This window comes from Streptosporangium sp. LJ11 (genome assembly GCF_051918945.1).
Lineage (GTDB): Bacteria > Actinomycetota > Actinomycetes > Streptosporangiales > Streptosporangiaceae > Streptosporangium.
Map to the genome: position 1 here is coordinate 1 of NZ_JBPXMB010000062.1, position 14,542 is coordinate 14,542.

13 protein-coding genes are annotated in these 14,542 nt (G+C 70.9%); 6 read left to right on the forward strand and 7 right to left on the reverse strand.

Going from position 1 to position 14,542, the window contains the following annotated elements; all coding sequences use genetic code 11:
* The 3 genes from ACTOQ3_RS43015 to ACTOQ3_RS43025 form a co-directional block, all read left to right on the forward strand.
* A partial coding sequence (locus ACTOQ3_RS43015) for a pectate lyase family protein (RefSeq protein ID WP_440089814.1) occupies positions 1-975 on the forward strand: 975 nt, incomplete at its 5' end.
* A gap of 154 nt (positions 976-1,129) precedes the next feature.
* Entirely contained in the window at positions 1,130-1,360 is a 231-nt protein-coding gene (locus ACTOQ3_RS43020; RefSeq protein ID WP_440089815.1) for a hypothetical protein, read from the forward strand.
* Positions 1,350-1,670 (forward strand): type II toxin-antitoxin system PemK/MazF family toxin, encoded by a 321-nt coding sequence (locus ACTOQ3_RS43025; protein ID WP_440089817.1) that lies wholly within the window; start codon positions 1,350-1,352, stop codon positions 1,668-1,670. The genes ACTOQ3_RS43020 and ACTOQ3_RS43025 overlap by 11 nt, the downstream gene beginning before the upstream one ends.
* 125 nt (positions 1,671-1,795) lie before the next feature.
* Here the strand turns inward: ACTOQ3_RS43025 and ACTOQ3_RS43030 are convergent, their stop codons facing one another.
* The gene (locus ACTOQ3_RS43030) at positions 1,796-3,286 is read right to left on the reverse strand and encodes a pyridoxal phosphate-dependent decarboxylase family protein (protein ID WP_440089818.1); all 1,491 of its coding nucleotides are present in this window, start codon (positions 3,284-3,286) and stop codon (positions 1,796-1,798) included.
* A 114-nt stretch (positions 3,287-3,400) separates the two neighbouring features.
* Entirely contained in the window at positions 3,401-3,658 is a 258-nt protein-coding gene (locus tag ACTOQ3_RS43035; protein WP_440089819.1) for a hypothetical protein, read from the reverse strand.
* A gap of 366 nt (positions 3,659-4,024) precedes the next feature.
* Here ACTOQ3_RS43035 and ACTOQ3_RS43040 point away from each other — a divergent pair, with 366 nt between their 5' ends.
* Positions 4,025-5,290: a hypothetical protein gene (locus ACTOQ3_RS43040; RefSeq protein ID WP_440089820.1), complete on the forward strand. Its 1,266-nt coding sequence runs from the start codon at positions 4,025-4,027 to the stop codon at positions 5,288-5,290.
* Between the two features lie 65 nt (positions 5,291-5,355).
* Here ACTOQ3_RS43040 and ACTOQ3_RS43045 read toward each other — a convergent pair whose 3' ends face one another.
* The 4 genes from ACTOQ3_RS43045 to ACTOQ3_RS43060 are packed head-to-tail and all read right to left on the reverse strand — an operon-like array spanning position 5,356 to position 9,488.
* Complete coding sequence (locus ACTOQ3_RS43045) at positions 5,356-6,357, reverse strand: LacI family DNA-binding transcriptional regulator (RefSeq protein ID WP_362851128.1); 1,002 nt, start codon at positions 6,355-6,357, stop codon at positions 5,356-5,358.
* Positions 6,358-6,400: 43 nt separating this feature from the next.
* Entirely contained in the window at positions 6,401-7,279 is an 879-nt protein-coding gene (locus tag ACTOQ3_RS43050; protein WP_440089821.1) for a carbohydrate ABC transporter permease, read from the reverse strand.
* Positions 7,279-8,181: a carbohydrate ABC transporter permease gene (locus ACTOQ3_RS43055; protein ID WP_440089823.1), complete on the reverse strand. Its 903-nt coding sequence runs from the start codon at positions 8,179-8,181 to the stop codon at positions 7,279-7,281. The genes ACTOQ3_RS43050 and ACTOQ3_RS43055 overlap by 1 nt, the downstream gene beginning before the upstream one ends.
* Positions 8,178-9,488, reverse strand: a complete 1,311-nt coding sequence (locus tag ACTOQ3_RS43060) for an ABC transporter substrate-binding protein (protein ID WP_440089825.1) — start codon at positions 9,486-9,488, stop codon at positions 8,178-8,180. Before ACTOQ3_RS43060 ends, ACTOQ3_RS43055 begins: the two co-directional genes overlap by 4 nt.
* A gap of 361 nt (positions 9,489-9,849) precedes the next feature.
* On the opposite strand from ACTOQ3_RS43060, the gene ACTOQ3_RS43065 reads away from it, so the two are divergent.
* Both ACTOQ3_RS43065 and ACTOQ3_RS43070 read left to right on the forward strand, forming a co-directional pair.
* Complete coding sequence (locus tag ACTOQ3_RS43065) at positions 9,850-11,871, forward strand: beta-galactosidase (RefSeq protein WP_440089826.1); 2,022 nt, start codon at positions 9,850-9,852, stop codon at positions 11,869-11,871.
* Between the two features lie 92 nt (positions 11,872-11,963).
* The gene (locus ACTOQ3_RS43070; RefSeq protein WP_440089827.1) at positions 11,964-13,490 is read left to right on the forward strand and encodes a glycoside hydrolase family 53 protein; all 1,527 of its coding nucleotides are present in this window, start codon (positions 11,964-11,966) and stop codon (positions 13,488-13,490) included.
* Positions 13,491-13,693: 203 nt separating this feature from the next.
* Here the strand turns inward: ACTOQ3_RS43070 and ACTOQ3_RS43075 are convergent, their stop codons facing one another.
* On the reverse strand, positions 13,694-14,458 hold the full coding sequence (locus ACTOQ3_RS43075; RefSeq protein WP_440089828.1) for a pectate lyase family protein: 765 nt from the start codon (positions 14,456-14,458) through the stop codon (positions 13,694-13,696).
* Positions 14,459-14,542 lie beyond the last annotated feature (84 nt).

A 14,542-nucleotide genomic window follows, 5' to 3' on the forward strand; every position in this document is an offset into this window, starting at 1 on the left:
AACGCCGCCGGCCTGGTGGGTTTCGCGACCCTCGACAAGTACGGCCGCGGCGGCACGAACGGCGGCACGGGCGGCCAGACGGTGACCGTCGGCACCTACGCGCAGCTGGCGGCGGCCGTCGCCGACGACACCCCCCGGATCGTCCGGGTGTCGGGCACGATCACCGGTAACGGCGCGGACATGCTGGACGTCGGGTCGAACAAGACCGTCATCGGCGTCGGGACGAACGCGACGATCAGCGGTTTCGGGCTCGACGTCAACGGCTGGGGCCCCGAGGAGGTCGCCTGGGGCGGCGACCTCTGCGACCCCGCCGAGCGGGACAGGTTCACCCACGTGCAGAACGTGATCATCCGGAACCTGTCGTTCAGGAACTCCCCGGACGACTCCGTCAACGTGCAGTGCTACTCCCACCACGTGTGGATCGACCACAACACGTTCCACCCGTCCGCAGACGGCTCGGTGGACATCAAACGCGGATCGGACCTGGTGACGGTCTCGTACAACCGTTATGTCGGCACGGACAAGTCGATGTTGCTCGGCCACAGTGACAGCAACGGCTCCCAGGACACCGGCTACCTGAACGTCACCTACCACCACAACTGGTTCGACGGGTCGAACACCCGCCACCCGAGGGTGCGGTTCGGGTACGCCCACGTGTTCGCCAACTACGTGGACGTCGACGACTACTTCATCGGCCTGGGCGTGAACGGCAGGATCTACGCCGAGAGCAACCACGTGAAGGGCGCCAAGACGATCACCGAGGACTTCGGCAACGCGAGCCTCACCTGGGCGAGCAGCAACCACTACGACATCGCCACGATCCGGCGGGCGCAGAGCAGCGGCAGCACCATGAGCGACTGGCTGCGCGCCGACGGCGCCGTCTCGCGGCCGTCGTACTCCTACTCGGCCGGATCCGCCTCCTCCACCCCGCCGTCCGCGGGCGCCGGTGTCGGCGGCGCGGACACGATTCCTTAGCGGTCCTGTCCCGCGGGGATCACATTGCCGCGTGATCCCCGCGGGACGAGACCGCCCTGCCGTCCGACTTATCTGACTGCTGTTACGTTAAGTAGCCGAATGTTCACTGAATTCGATCGAAAGCCGGTGAGACGCCTCGTCGTACAGTGAAGATATGGCCATGCTGACTGTTGACCTCGACGCCAGAGCGGAAAAGGCTCTGCACGAGCTGACCGCCGACGGCCGTTCCGTGACCGAAGCGGTTCGCGAAGCACTTGTCGTCGCCCAACGGCTCCACCGAATGGAAGAGGCTCGGATCGCGGCCGAGAGGCTGGCGAAGGATCCCGCTGACAGGGCCGAAGCCGAAGCGATCATGAAGGACACGAAGCACCTGCGTGCGTGGTGACGTCTACCGGCTGCGCGCTCCTCGTGACGCGATGGCCCATGAGCAACGTGGTGAGCGCTTCGCCGTGATCCTCCAGTCGGATTTCCTCTCCCACCTCTCCACCGTTCTCATCGCACCGACCTCGGCCAGCGCACCTCCCGCCCCCTTCAGGCCCGAAGTCGAGCTGCTCGGCAAACAGAGCCGGGTCATGGTCGAGCAGACCACGGCCGTCACCCCGCACCGTCTGGGCGACTTCGCCGGTCGTCTGGATCCCGCCGAGATCGAAGAGGTCGACGAGGCCCTTCACACCGTCCTTGGACTGCTCAGATGAGCTAAGGCACGAACCGGATCCACCTTCTGCCGTGATCCCCTGCCCTACGGGAAACGGAACCGTGGCAGAAGGCGGAAACCACGCGCTCCGGAGCCGTTCGATCCTCGTAGCCAGGGGGATCGGGTTCACGGCCTGAACACGACCTCCTGAAGGACCTTCGCGACCCGCTCCACATCTGCCTCGGTGGTACGCCAGTTGCTGAACGCGGCGCGCAGCGCGGGCACCCCCTCGTGGACGGTCGGCGTGAGGAAGGCCTCGCCGGACGCGGTGATCGCGTCGACGACCTCGCCGATCCGGGCCTGGGTGGGGGAGGAGGCGAGGGTGAAGCAGACCACGTTGAGCCGTACGGGGGCGAGCAGCCGGTAGCCGGGCATCGCGGCGATCCGCTCGCCGAGCCCGGCGGCGAGGGCGGCGTCGCGCCGGACGATCTCCGCGTGCCCCTCGCGCCCGTACGCGGCCAGGGTGAACCAGGCCGGCAGCGCGCGCAGGCGCCGGGAGTTCTCCGGGGTCAGGTGCACGAAGTCGGGGTCGTCGCCCACCGGGCCGAGGTAGGCGGCGGAGTTCCGGAAGACGCGGGTCTGCAGGTCGCGGCGGCGGGTGAACTGGATCGCGCTGTCGTAGGGCACGTTCAGCCACTTGTGCAGGTCCACGCAGACCGAGTCGGCCTCGCCGAGGCCCGCGACGAGGTGGGCGTGCTCGGGGGAGAGCGCGGCGAATGCCCCGAACGCGGCGTCCACGTGCAGCCAGAACGGGTGGTGCTCGCGCAGGGCCGCGATGGCGCGCAGGTCGTCGAAGTCGACGGTGTTCACCGTGCCGGAGTTGGCGACCACGATCGCCGGCGTGCCGTCCAGCCGGTCGAGTTCCTCGGCGAGCCGGGCCACGTCCACCGCCTCCCGCCCCGGCAGCAGGCCGACCCGCCGGATCGCCGACCGTCCCAGCCCGAGCATGGACAGCGACTTGACGACGCTGGAGTGCGGGCTTCCCGACAGCACCGTCACCGGCCCGAGCGCGGCCGCGCCCTCCTCGGCCACCGACACGCCGCGCAGCTCGCCCAGCCACTCCCTGGCGATCGCCAGGCCCGCGAAGGTGGACATGGTCGCGCCGCTGACGAACGTCCCCTCGTGCTCGGGCGGCAGGCCGAAGAGGTCGCGCAGCCAGGCGGCCGTCTCCCGCTCGAGGTCCGGGGCGAGCGAGTCCAGTCCCGACGTGGGGTTCTGGTCGAGGGTGCCGGTCAGCCAGTCGCCCGCCAGCGCCGCGGGCGTCACGCCGCCCGTGACGAAGCCCAGGTAGCGGGGGCCCGCGCCGGCCGCGAAGCCCGGCTCCCACCGCCGCGCGAACTCCTCCAGCGCCCCTTCCAGGCCGATCCCCGCCTCCGGCAGGGACGCGGGCGCGGGTCTCGCCGGCGTCCGCGCCACCGGCCGGTCGTCGAGCCCGCCGAGCAGGCGCACCGCGTACGCGCGGGTGGCCTCCAGCAGCTCGGGGACGCGGGCGTGGTCGGCCCCGAGCGACCCGCGAACGCGACCGGACCTCGTCTCCCCCGGTGCGCCCGGCAGCCGGCCGCCGGTGGGCGATGGTTCGGGGATGCGCGGGGTGCCCGCTTCGTCTCTGGCGTCCATCCTCCGACGCTACGACGCCGCTCGGCCGCTGGCGAGCAGCCTGTCCGGGCACGGCATGGTGAGGTGGCGGAGGAGTCGTGGTGAGGTCGTCAAGTCGTTGGAGAGGAGTCGTGGTCAGGTCGCCAAGGAGAGGGACGGGCGGACCCGGCCGGCCTCGCACAGCGCCCAGCGCATCCGGCTCGCGTACGCCTCCGGATGGTCTCCGGCCTCCTGGGCGACGAGGGCGGCGCAATCGGAGAGATCGGCGTGGCAGGCACGGATCCGACCTTCGATGATCATGCGCACCTGGTCCGGGGAGGGGTGGTCCGAAGCCTGCAGAGTGGAGACGAAGAGAACCTGTGCCAGGTCGGACACGTTCATCGGGGTCGTCATCACGTGATCCTTTCCCGGGAGGCGCGGAGGTCCTGCGGAACTTCGATCGCGTCCCCGTCGGTAGTTCGGCCCGTGTTCACCTTCTATCGTCTCTCCCGGGACTGACATTTTCGCCCCGTAGCCGGCCCCTGCCACCCCTATTTCCCGGCGAACGACGAGACTTTCCCGGCGAACGGCGAGGCGTGATGTGCCGGCCCGGCGGGTGCCCGGCCGGCCCGGGTGGTCTCCGTGATCTTTACTCGCCTTCATCGCAACTGTGTTCACATCTGTCACGCGAGTGAGCGTCCGTTTCACGAACAAGCCGCCGACATTCTGGAATGATCGCTGGATATCCTGTCGGACATCGAGACTGACGGACAGTGACTGATGCCCCCCATCGATCAAATCACCGCCTTCGCATCGGACCAGCCGGTTCTCACGGTCATCATCGGCGTGTTCGCCCTCGTCCTCCTGGTCGTGGCGTACTTCGTGCTGCGCGCGACCCAGCGCCTGGCGGTCCGCTTCTACCAGCGGCACATCGCGCCCCGTCCGGCCGAGGACATCCTCACCATCGTCGCCGCCAGCATCGCGACGGGCGTCTCCGCCCAGGGCATGTGGCGTTTCTCCGGTGACGTGCTCGGCTTCGACGGTCCCCTGCGGCTGCTGCTCTTCGCCTTCATCGAGGTCGCCGTCATCACCAGCGCCGTCCGGGCGCGCCGCAACATGCGGGAGAACTTCTCCGCCGGCATCGACGGCGTCGCCGTGTGGGCGCTCACCGGCCTGACGGCCGTGCTGTCGAGCATGGACGCCCGCAGTGTCGCCGAGGCCGTCTTCCGGCTCGCCGCCCCCCTGGTGGCGGCCTGGCTGTGGGAGCGCGGCATGGCGATCGAACGCCACCGCATCACGGGGCGCTCCCGCATCAACTGGCGGATCACTCCGGAACGCGCGCTGGTCCGCGTCGGGCTGGCCGAGGTCAGCGACCGTACGGCGAGCGAGGTGGACGCCCACCGCAGGCTCACCCGGGTCGCGCTGGCGGCCAAGCGCGCCCGCGCGCTGCGGGCCTCGGGGGCGTCCGACAGGAAGATGCGCGCGGCCCTCACCAAGCTGGACCGTGCCATGGACCGGGCGGTGGAGCACAGCGGCCTGGCGGTCGACTCCGCGCGCCAGGAGGCCCTGCTCTCCCAGATCGGGGCTCTCTACAACACCTCCGCGCTGATCGACCTGACCCCGCCCGTGCCGTGGGCCCCGGAGCCCGGAGAGCCGGCGGGGCCGTCCGGGCGCCCCGCGGTGGCCGCGGGTCCCGCGGCGCTGCGGCCCCCGATCGACGATGACGACGACGAGCTCCACGTGCTGGACGTCCCGCCGCCGATCGTCGACACGGCGCAGCGCGCGGCCCTGATGCGCGCCGCGCGGGAATACTGGGACAAGCAGATCGAGCGGAAGTTCGTGCCCCGTGCGGCCGACATCGCCCACGAGACCGGCGTCTCCCTGGCCACCGCCCGCGAGTACCGAGCCCTGTGGAAGCTGGAGCCCAAGGCTCACGCGCTGCTGGAGGCCGCCTTCCACGAGCACGGGATCGTCGACACCGGCACCTTCCCCGCCATCGAGACCGAGCACGTCCTGACCGTGAACGGGTCCTCACCCGGTCGCTGACCCCGCCGCCGATCCCGCTCGATCCCGCCGCTCGCCCGGTCGGGCCGCCCAGGCGGCCCGACCGGTCAGGTCGACTCGCGCACGATGAGGGTCGTGGGCAGTATCACCGGCTCCAGGTGCTCGGCGCCGTCGATCAGGGCGAGCAGCAGGCGGACGGTCTCCTCGGCGACCCGTTCCAGGGGCTGCCGGACGGTGGTGAGCGGCGGGTGGGTGGTGAGCGCCACCGCCGAGTCGTCGAAGCCGCCCACCGCGACGTCCTCGGGCACCCGCCGCCCGGCGGCGCGCAGGGCGGAGAGCGCGCCCGCGGCCATCAGGTCGGAGGCGACGAACACCGCGTCGATGTCGGGGGCACGTTCCAGCAGCCTGGCCATCGCGCTCTCCCCGCCCAGCTGGGTGTAGTCGCCGTGCTCGATGAGCCTCCTGCTCGCCTTCCTGCCGAGGATGTCGGCGAAGCCCTCCAGCCGCAGCGCGCCGCCGGGGGTGTCGAGCGGGCCGGTGATGGTGGCGATCCGTTTGCGGCCCCGCTCCACCAGGTAGCGCGTCATCTGCCGGGCGCCCTCGCGGTCGTCGGCCGCCGCGTAGGGGATCACGTTCTCCCGCCCGATGACGGCTCCCTGGGCGACGGCGGCCACCGGGATGTCCACCAGCGCGTCCACCAGCCTGTCGCCGGCGTGAGTGGAGACCAGGAAGGCCCCGTCGGCGTGGCCGCCGCGCAGGTAGCGGATCACCCGGTCGCGGTCGCCGTCGTTCCCGGCGATCATCATCACCAGCGACACGTCCCGCTCGGCGAGCCGCCGGGTGGCGGTGCGCAGCAGCACGCTGTAGGTGGGATCCTCGAACAGCTTCTCCTGCGGCTCCGACAGGACCATCACCACCGAGCCGGTCCGCTGGGTGACCAGGCTGCGGGCGGCCCGGTTGAGCACGTAGCCCGTCTCGGCGATGGCCCGCTTGACGGCGGCGTGCGCGGCGGGGCTGACGTACCGGTCGTCGTTGAGCACCCGGGACACCGTTCCCCGGGACACCCCCGCCACCGCCGCGACGTCGTGGATGGTCGGACGCTTCGCCATGCTCCTCATTGTCCCCTCGACCGGCCGCCGATCAGCCCGGCCGCTAGCTTTTCACGGCTCCGCCGGCCAGGTCGGTCCGCCAGTGGCGCTGCATCGTGAGGAACAGCGCGATCAGCGGAACGATCGACAGCAGCGTGCCGGTGAGGATCAGGTTGTAGAGCGAGGGCTGGTTCGCCCCCGCGGCGAGCAGGGTGTAGAGCCCGACGGTCAGCGGGAACCTCTGGTCGTCGCCCAGCATGATGAAGGGCAGCAGGAAGTTGTTCCAGATCGCGACGAACTGGAACAGGAAGATGGTCACCATGCCCGGGAGCATGAGCGGCAGGGCCACCCGGCGCAGCAGCAGCCAGTGCCCGGCGCCGTCGATGCGCCCGGCCTCCAGCAGGGCGTCGGGGACGGCGGCGGTGGCGTAGACGCGCGCGAGATAGATGCTGTACGGGTGCAGGATCTGCGGGAGCAGGACCGACCAGTAGGTGTCGGCCAGCCCGATCCGCGAGAACAGCAGATACTGCGGGACGGCCAGCACGACGGCGGGCACCAGGATGCCGCCGATCAGCAGGTTGAAGATCAGGTTCCGGCCGGGGAAGCGATACTTGGCCAGGGTGTAACCGGAGACGGCCGAGACGGCCGTGGACAGCAGGGCGCCGCCGCCCGCGTACAGCAGCGTGTTCAGCGTCCACAGCCAGAACACGCCGTCGCGGTAGGCGAGCAGGTCCGAGAGGTTGGACAGCAGGCCGGTGCCGGGGGCGAAGGTCGAGGTGGAGAACAGCTCCGCCTTCGACTTGGTCGCGGCCACCAGCACCCAGCTGACCGGCAGCAGGCAGTAGAGCGCGCCCAGCAGCAGGATCGCGGTCGGCATGATCCCGGCCGGGCGGCGTCCCCGGGAAGACCCCCGAGAGGCTCCGGTGAGGGTCGTGGTGGCCATCAGCCCTCCCCGAAGGCGCGGTCGCGGACGACGCGCAGGAAACCGAACGACAGGACGAGGGAGACCGCCGCGATGACGATCGAGGTGGCGGCGGCCGAGTAGAGGTCGCCGGTGACGAAGGCGTCGCGGTAGACCTTCATGAGCGGGCTCCAGGTCGAGCTGATCGTGTTGGTCAGCGGCCGCAGGGTGGTCGGTTCGGTGAACACCTGGATCGTGGCGATGATGGAGAACACCGTGGTCAGGATGATCGCGGGCAGCAGGATCGGGATCTTGATCCGCAGCGCTATCTGGATCTCGCTCGCCCCGTCGATCCTGGCGGCCTCGTAGTAGGTCCTGGGCACGGCGCGCAGGGCGGTGTAGAGCACCAGCATGTTGAAGCCGACGCCGCCCCAGACCGCCACGTTCGCCATGGACAGGACCACCGTGCCCGCGCCGAGCAGGTCGACGTCGAGCACCTGGCGGAACGGGCTGAGGCTCGGCAGGTAGAGGAAGCCCCACAGCAGGGTGGCCGCCACGCCCGGCACCGCGTACGGCAGGAAGAGGGCGATCCTGGAGAAGCGCGCGAGCCGCACGTGCGCCGAGTCCAGCAGCAGCGCGAACAGCAGGGCGAGCCCGAGCATGACCGTCAGCACCAGCAGGCCGTAGCCCAGGACGCGGAGCCAGCCGGCCCACAGCTCGCCGTCGGCGAGCGTCGCCGCGTAGTTGTCGAGGCCGGCGAAGACCTCGCGCCGGGAGTTCTTGCCCAGGCCCAGTCCGGAGACCTTCGTGCGCCGCAGGCTGAGGTAGGCCGTGTAGGCGATGGGAATGGCCATGAAGAGCGTGAACAGCGTCATGGCCGGTGCGAGGAAGAGGTAGGGGACGGCGCTCGCGGTGCGGGCGCCGCCGCCGGGGCGTCGTGTCATGGGGTGAGCTGGAATCCGGATTTCCGCATGTCGGCGACCGTCGCGTCCTGCATCTTCGCGACGGCGCCGGAGAACGCCGACCCGTCCTGCAGGGCCTTGTCGAAGGCGTCCTTGAAGGCGTTGTAGGTCACGTTGACGTTCGGCCCGAAGGTGAAGCCCCGCGCGGTGGCGGAGATCGCGGCGGCCTGCTGCCAGAAGTCGGGCTGGTTGGAGAAGTAGTCGGGGGCCTCGCCGAGCATGGCGCCGCCCTTGGTGGCGGCCGGGTAGACCGCCCCTTCCTTGACGAGCAGGCCGAGCGCCTCGGGGTCGGTGTTGAGCCAGGTCGCGAACTTCGCGGCGGCGGCCCGGTTGGGGGACTTGGCGGCGACCGCGGTGGAGGAGCCGCCCCAGAAGCCGCTGGAGCTCTCGCCGGCGTTCCACTGCGGCAGCGGGGCGATCGCCCACTTTCCCTTGGCCTTGGGGGCGTTGCTGGACAGCACTCCGGGTGCCCAGACCGCCGAGGGCCAGGTCAGCAGCCTGCCGTCGTTCAGGGCCTTGTTCCACTCGGGGGTGAAGTACGGCTGGTCGTCGATGGCGCCCTCCTTGACGAGGCCGCCCCAGTAGTCGGCGACCTTCGTGGTGGCCGCGTCGTTGACCGCGACCTTCCACGACTCGCCGCTGATCGACCACCACTGGGCGCCCGCCTGCTGGGCGAGCCCGACGAAGGAGCCGGGGTCCTTGCTGGAGAAGGTCCCCAGGAAGACCTTGGGGTCCTTCTTCCGTACGGTGCGGGCGGCCTCGGCGTACTCGTCCCAGGTCTTGGGCACCTCAATGCCGTACTTGTCGAACAGGTCCTTGCGGTAGTAGAGCATCATCGGGCCGCTGTCCTGGGGGAGCGCGTAGACGGCGTCGGTGCCGAGCGTGACCAGTCCCCAGACGCCCTCGCCGAACTCGCCCTTCGCCTGCCCGACCTCGGCCGTGAGGTCGGCCACCGCGTCGGCGGCGACGAAGGAGGGCAGCATCTGGTACTCGGCCTGGACCAGGTCGGGAGGGTTGCCGGCCTTGGCGGCGGTCAGGAACTTGGTGGCCGCGTCGTCGCCGCCGGCCTGCTTGCTGACCGTGACCTGGATGTCGGGGTTGGCCTTGTTCCAGACCGCCGTGATCTTGTCCATGTTGGGGACCCAGGTCCAGTAGGTGAGCTTGACCGGCCCGGCGGGGGCCGAGTTCCGCGATTCCGGGGCGGCCGGCTCCTGGGGAGTGCCGGAGCACCCGGCCAGGGCGGTGGCGAGGATCGCGGCCGCCACCGCTACGAGCCGGTTTGTCTGCATGTGTTCCTCCGGGTGGGGGTTCCGTGTGGGAGTTTCATGTCAGGGGGTCGGCCGCTGGGAGGCCGCTGCGGGGCCACCGGCGAGACCACCGGCGAGCCCCGGCGAGGTCGCCGGGGAGGCCGGGGGAGACCGTGGGGAGGCCTCCGGCGGGGCTCCGGCCTGGTCGCCGGGGGGATACGGCGGGAGGACCGCCGGAAGTATCTGTGAACGTTCACAGACTGAAATCCATCGGCGGGTGCTGTCAATGCCCGTTACGTTCTTGTTAACCCCCAGAAGCGTCGGGCATCTCGCGGGTGGTCTTCCGTGGCCGCCGGTCGTACATTACTGTGCACGTTCACAGAAGTTATTCGAGGGGGAGTCGTTGCCCGGATATCCCGCCCTGCCAGGGGGCATCGCGTACGGCGGGGACTACAACCCCGAGCAGTGGCCGGAGGAGGTCTGGCGCGAGGACGTCCGGCTGATGCGCGAGGCCGGGGTGAACCTGGTCAGTCTCGGCATGTTCAACTGGAGCCTGCTGGAGCCCGCCGAGGGGGTGTACGACTTCGGCAGGCTGGACAGGATCGTCGACCTGCTGGACTCCGCCGGAGTCATGATCGACCTCGCGACGCCGACCTCGTCCCCGCCCACCTGGTTCAGGACGGCCCACCCCGGCGCCCGCCTGGTCGACCGCGAGGGCCACGTCATCGCCGGCGGCTCCCGGCACAGCTTCTGTCCCAGTTCCCCGGAGTACGCCGCCGCCTCCGAGCGGATCGCCGAGCGGCTCGCCGCCCGCTACGCCGGGCACCCGGCGGTCGCCATGTGGCACGTCCACAACGAGTACGGCTGGGCCAACGCGCGCTGCTACTGCGAGACCTCGGCCGAGGCGTTCCGCGACTGGCTGCGCGAGCGGCACGGGGACGTGGCGGCGCTCAACGCGGCCTGGGGGACCACGTTCTGGGGGCTGACCTACGGCTCGTTCGAGGAGGTGGAACCGCCGAGGATCGCACCGGCCGGCCAGCTGACGGCCCTGCAGCTCGACTACGCGCGCTTCTCCGTCGACGCGCACATCGCCAACTTCCGCCGCGAGCGCGACGCCATCCGCCGCTTCTGCGACCTGCCGGTCACCACCAACTTCATGATCCCCAACTGTGAGCCGATGGACTACTGGCGGTGGGCGGGCGAGGTCGACGTCGTCTCCAACGACCACTACCTCGACGCCGGGCGGGCCGACAACCACATCGAGCTGGCCATGGCGGCCGACCTCACCCGCTCGGTGGCGGGCGGGCGGCCGTGGATGCTCATGGAGCACTCGACCGGCGCCGTCAACTGGCAGCCGCGCAACCTCGCCAAGCGGCCGGGGGAGATGCGGCGCAACAGCCTCGCCCACGTCGCCCGCGGATCGGACTCGGTGCTGTTCTTCCAGTGGCGCGCCTCCCGCCACGGCGCGGAGAAGTTCCACTCGGCGATGCTGCCGCACGCCGGGACGGACTCCGGCCTCTGGCGCGACGTGGTCGCCCTCGGCGCCGACCTGCGCGGGCTGGCCGGGGTGCGCGGTTCCCGCGTCGAGGCCGAGGTCGCGCTGGTGTGGGACTGGGAGTCGTACTGGGCGCTGGAGCTGGAGTGGCGCCCCTCGGTCGACCTGCGCTTCCGCGAGCGCGTGGAGGCCTACTACCAGGCACTCTGGCGCGAGCACGTGACCACCGACTTCGCCCACCCCCGCGCCGACCTCTCGGCGTACCGGATGGTCGTCGTCCCCAGCTCCTACCTGCTCACGGAGGCGGCGGGCAAGAATCTGCGCCGCTACGTCGAGGCGGGCGGGCACCTGGTCGTCTCCTGCTTCTCCGGGATCGTCGACGAGAACGACACCATCCACCCCGGAGCCCACCCCGGCGCGCTGCGCGACGTGCTCGGCCTGTCGGTGGAGGAGTTCCACCCGCTGCCCGAGAGCGGCACGGTGCCCGTCGGCGACGGCGGCCTGACCGGCCGGATCTGGTCCGAGCGGATCCGCCTCGCCGGGGCGCGCGCCGTCCACGCCTTCACCGGCGGGCCGGACGCGGGCCACCCCGCGGTGACCCGCCACGAGCTGGGGGCGGGCACGGCCTGGTACGTCGCCACCGCCCTCGACCCGTCCCCCGACTCCGACTCCCATGGAAACGGCCGGGATCTGCGCGCGGTCCTGCGCGAGGTCCTCGACCTGGCGGGCGTGTCCCGCCCGAGGGGCCTGCCGGACACGCTGGAGCTCGTACGCCGGGGCCGGCACCTCTTCCTTCTCAACCACGGCGACGAGCCGGTCACCGTCCGGGGGGTGAACGGGACCGGGGTGTTCGACGGCGCCGCGCACACCGGGTCGGCGACCGTGCCCGCCGGCGGCGTCACGGTCGTCGAGCTCGCCGGGAACACATGATCGTCCCCGGGGCCGCGCCGGCCACCTGACCGCGGCGCGTCACCCGGGGTCTTCGGGGATCGTCCACATCACTCCTGACCAAGTGAGGACCCATGAAGAAGATCCTGGTGGCACTGCTGGCATGTGCCGCCGCCGTCCTGGTGCCGTTACCGGCCCGAGCCGCCCCCGCGGTCGCCAACGGCGGCTTCGAGACCGGGGGCGGCGTCGCCGCACCGTCCTCATGGAACACCGCGGGCACCGCCGCCGCCGACTTCACCGAGGCCGGCGGCCACGCGGGCTCCTACCGCCTGTCGCACTGGTCCACCGCCGCGTACACCGTCGAGACCCACCAGACGCTGACCGGACTGGCCTCGGGCACCTACACGCTCCGCGCCTGGGTCAGGTCCGGAACCATGAACCAGAGCTGGATCGCGCTGAGGAACTGCGGCTCCGCCGAGAGGCGGACCCACGTGCCGGTCAGCTCGTCCGAGTGGATCCAGATCGCCGTCACCCAGACCGTGACGGGCGGCCGGTGCACGATCGCCCTCGGCTCCGCCGCCGCGGCGGGCGGCTGGGCCAACTTCGACGACGTCACCTTCGCGGCCGGGTCGGCGACGCTGGCGGTCAAGGGCGCCGACACCTCGAGCCTGCCCAAGTCGGAGGCGTACGGAGGCAGGTACCACGACGCCTGGGGCACGCGGGGCGACGCCCTCGCGATCCTGGCGGCGGCCGGAGCCAACCACGTCCGGCTGAAGGTGTGGGTGAACCCGGCCGACGGCTACAACAACAAGGCGCGGGTGCTGGCCATGGCGCAGCGGGTCAAGGCCCGGGGGATGCGCCTGCTGGTCGACTTCCACTACTCCGACACCTGGGCCGACCCCGGCAAGCAGTACAAGCCCGCGGCGTGGACCGGATACTCGTTCGCGCAGCTCAAGACGGCCGTCTACGACCACACCTACGACGTGCTGAACGCGCTGAAGGCGCAGGGCACCACCGCCGACATGGTCCAGGTCGGGAACGAGATCAACGACGGCATGCTCTGGGAGGAGGGCCGCAGCTCCAACTTCGGCAACCTCGCCCAGCTGCTCAACGCGGGCTACAGCGCGGTCAAGGCCGTCTCCTCCTCGACCAAGGTCGTGCTGCACCTGGCCGAGGGCGGCGACAACGGGCTCTTTCGCTGGTGGTTCGACAGCGCCGCGGCCAACGGCGTGAACTACGACGTGATCGGCGTCTCCTACTACCCCTACTGGCACGGCACGCTCGGCGCGTTCCAGGCCAACCTCAACGACATCGCGTCCCGCTACGGCAGGCCCGTCCTGCTCGCCGAGACCGCCTACCCCTTCACCACAGGCAACGACGACGGCCTCACCAACATCATCACCGCGGCGACCCCGTACCCCGGGTACCCGGCCTCGCCGGCGGGCCAGTCGGCGATGCTGCGCGACGTGATGAGCATCGTGCAGGCCGTGCCCGGCGGGCGCGGGCTCGGCGCCGTCTACTGGGAGCCCGCCTGGACCGCGGTGGCCGGCAACGGCTGGGACCCGGCCGACCCGTCCTCGGGCAACGGCTGGGAGAACCAGGCGCTGTTCGACTTCGCCGACAGGGCGCTGCCCGCGCTCGCCCAGTTCGCCCACCAGTGATCCCCGCGACCGCGCGGCAGGACGCTCCTTCCTCGCGGTCGCCGTGAAAGCCGTCGGCCGGACCCCACGGGGTCCGGCCGGAAAGCTTGTGGCCGGGCCCCGCCGGGGCCCGGCCACGCTCGGCTGTCGCCGCCTTCCGGATCCGGATCGGATCCGGATCGGACCCGGTTCAGGCGCGGGTCGGGCGCGGGGCGGAGTCCGCGTCAGATGGAGATCCGGCCGGCACCTGCGCCGCCGGTCACGATCGACTTGACGCTGGAGGCGGTGTCGAGGGAGTAGGAGTAGGGGATGGAGGCCACGCTGCCGCCGGCCTGGCCGCTGCCGGAGTTGACGAAGTGGTTGTTGCGGGCGACCAGGGTGCCCGGTCCCGAGTCCCCCTCGCCGAGGTGGTAGGGGTCGTCGGTGTTCTCGAAGTAGTTGCCCTCGACCAGGACGCCCGCGCCCTCGGTGGAGGCCACGCCGTAGCCGCCGACGCTCCCGTAGTAGTTGTTGTAGACGTGTACCGGGTTGCCGAAGCGCACGCGCGGGTGGCGCTGGGTGGTGCCGTCGAACCAGTTGTGGTGGTAGGTGACGCGCAGCTTCCCGCGGTCCTCGCCGCCGTTGCCGTCGTCGTGGCCGAGCAGCATGGACTTGTCGTGGTTGGTGACCTTGTTCCAGGAGATGGTCACGTAGTCGCTGGCCCGCTTGACGTCCACGGCGCCGTCGTAGCCGTTGCTGAAGGTGTTGTGGTCGATCCAGACCCGGGTCGAGTACTGGACCTGGATGCCGTCGTCGTTCCAGTCACGGAAGGACAGGTTGCGGACGATGACGTTGGACGCCCGGGAGATGTTGAATCCGCAGCCCGCGATGGTGGCGCCGGAGTTGCCGATGATCGTCTTGTTGGAGCCGACCGTGAGCATCCCGGAGCAGGAGATCGTGCCCGACACCCGGATGACGGCCGCGCCGCTCGACGAGAGCGCGCTGCTCAGCGCCGAGGAGGTGCTGACCGTGGTGGGCGAGGCGTTGCCGCCGCCGGTGGTGCCGCCGCCCTGGGTCGCCCAGCCGACGAGGCC

Excerpts from the sequence above, each read along its gene's own strand:
- ACTOQ3_RS43020 (WP_440089815.1), top strand. The coding sequence starts at position 1,130 with ATGGCCATGCTGACTGTTGACCTCGACGCCAGAGCGGAAAAGGCTCTG.
- ACTOQ3_RS43030 (WP_440089818.1), bottom strand. The coding sequence starts at position 3,286 with ATGGACGCCAGAGACGAAGCGGGCACCCCGCGCATCCCCGAACCATCG.
- ACTOQ3_RS43035 (WP_440089819.1), bottom strand. The coding sequence starts at position 3,658 with ATGACGACCCCGATGAACGTGTCCGACCTGGCACAGGTTCTCTTCGTC.
- ACTOQ3_RS43040 (WP_440089820.1), top strand. The coding sequence starts at position 4,025 with ATGCCCCCCATCGATCAAATCACCGCCTTCGCATCGGACCAGCCGGTT.
- ACTOQ3_RS43045 (WP_362851128.1), bottom strand. The coding sequence starts at position 6,357 with ATGGCGAAGCGTCCGACCATCCACGACGTCGCGGCGGTGGCGGGGGTG.
- ACTOQ3_RS43050 (WP_440089821.1), bottom strand. The coding sequence starts at position 7,279 with ATGGCCACCACGACCCTCACCGGAGCCTCTCGGGGGTCTTCCCGGGGA.
- ACTOQ3_RS43055 (WP_440089823.1), bottom strand. The coding sequence starts at position 8,181 with ATGACACGACGCCCCGGCGGCGGCGCCCGCACCGCGAGCGCCGTCCCC.
- ACTOQ3_RS43060 (WP_440089825.1), bottom strand. The coding sequence starts at position 9,488 with ATGCAGACAAACCGGCTCGTAGCGGTGGCGGCCGCGATCCTCGCCACC.
- ACTOQ3_RS43070 (WP_440089827.1), top strand. The coding sequence starts at position 11,964 with ATGAAGAAGATCCTGGTGGCACTGCTGGCATGTGCCGCCGCCGTCCTG.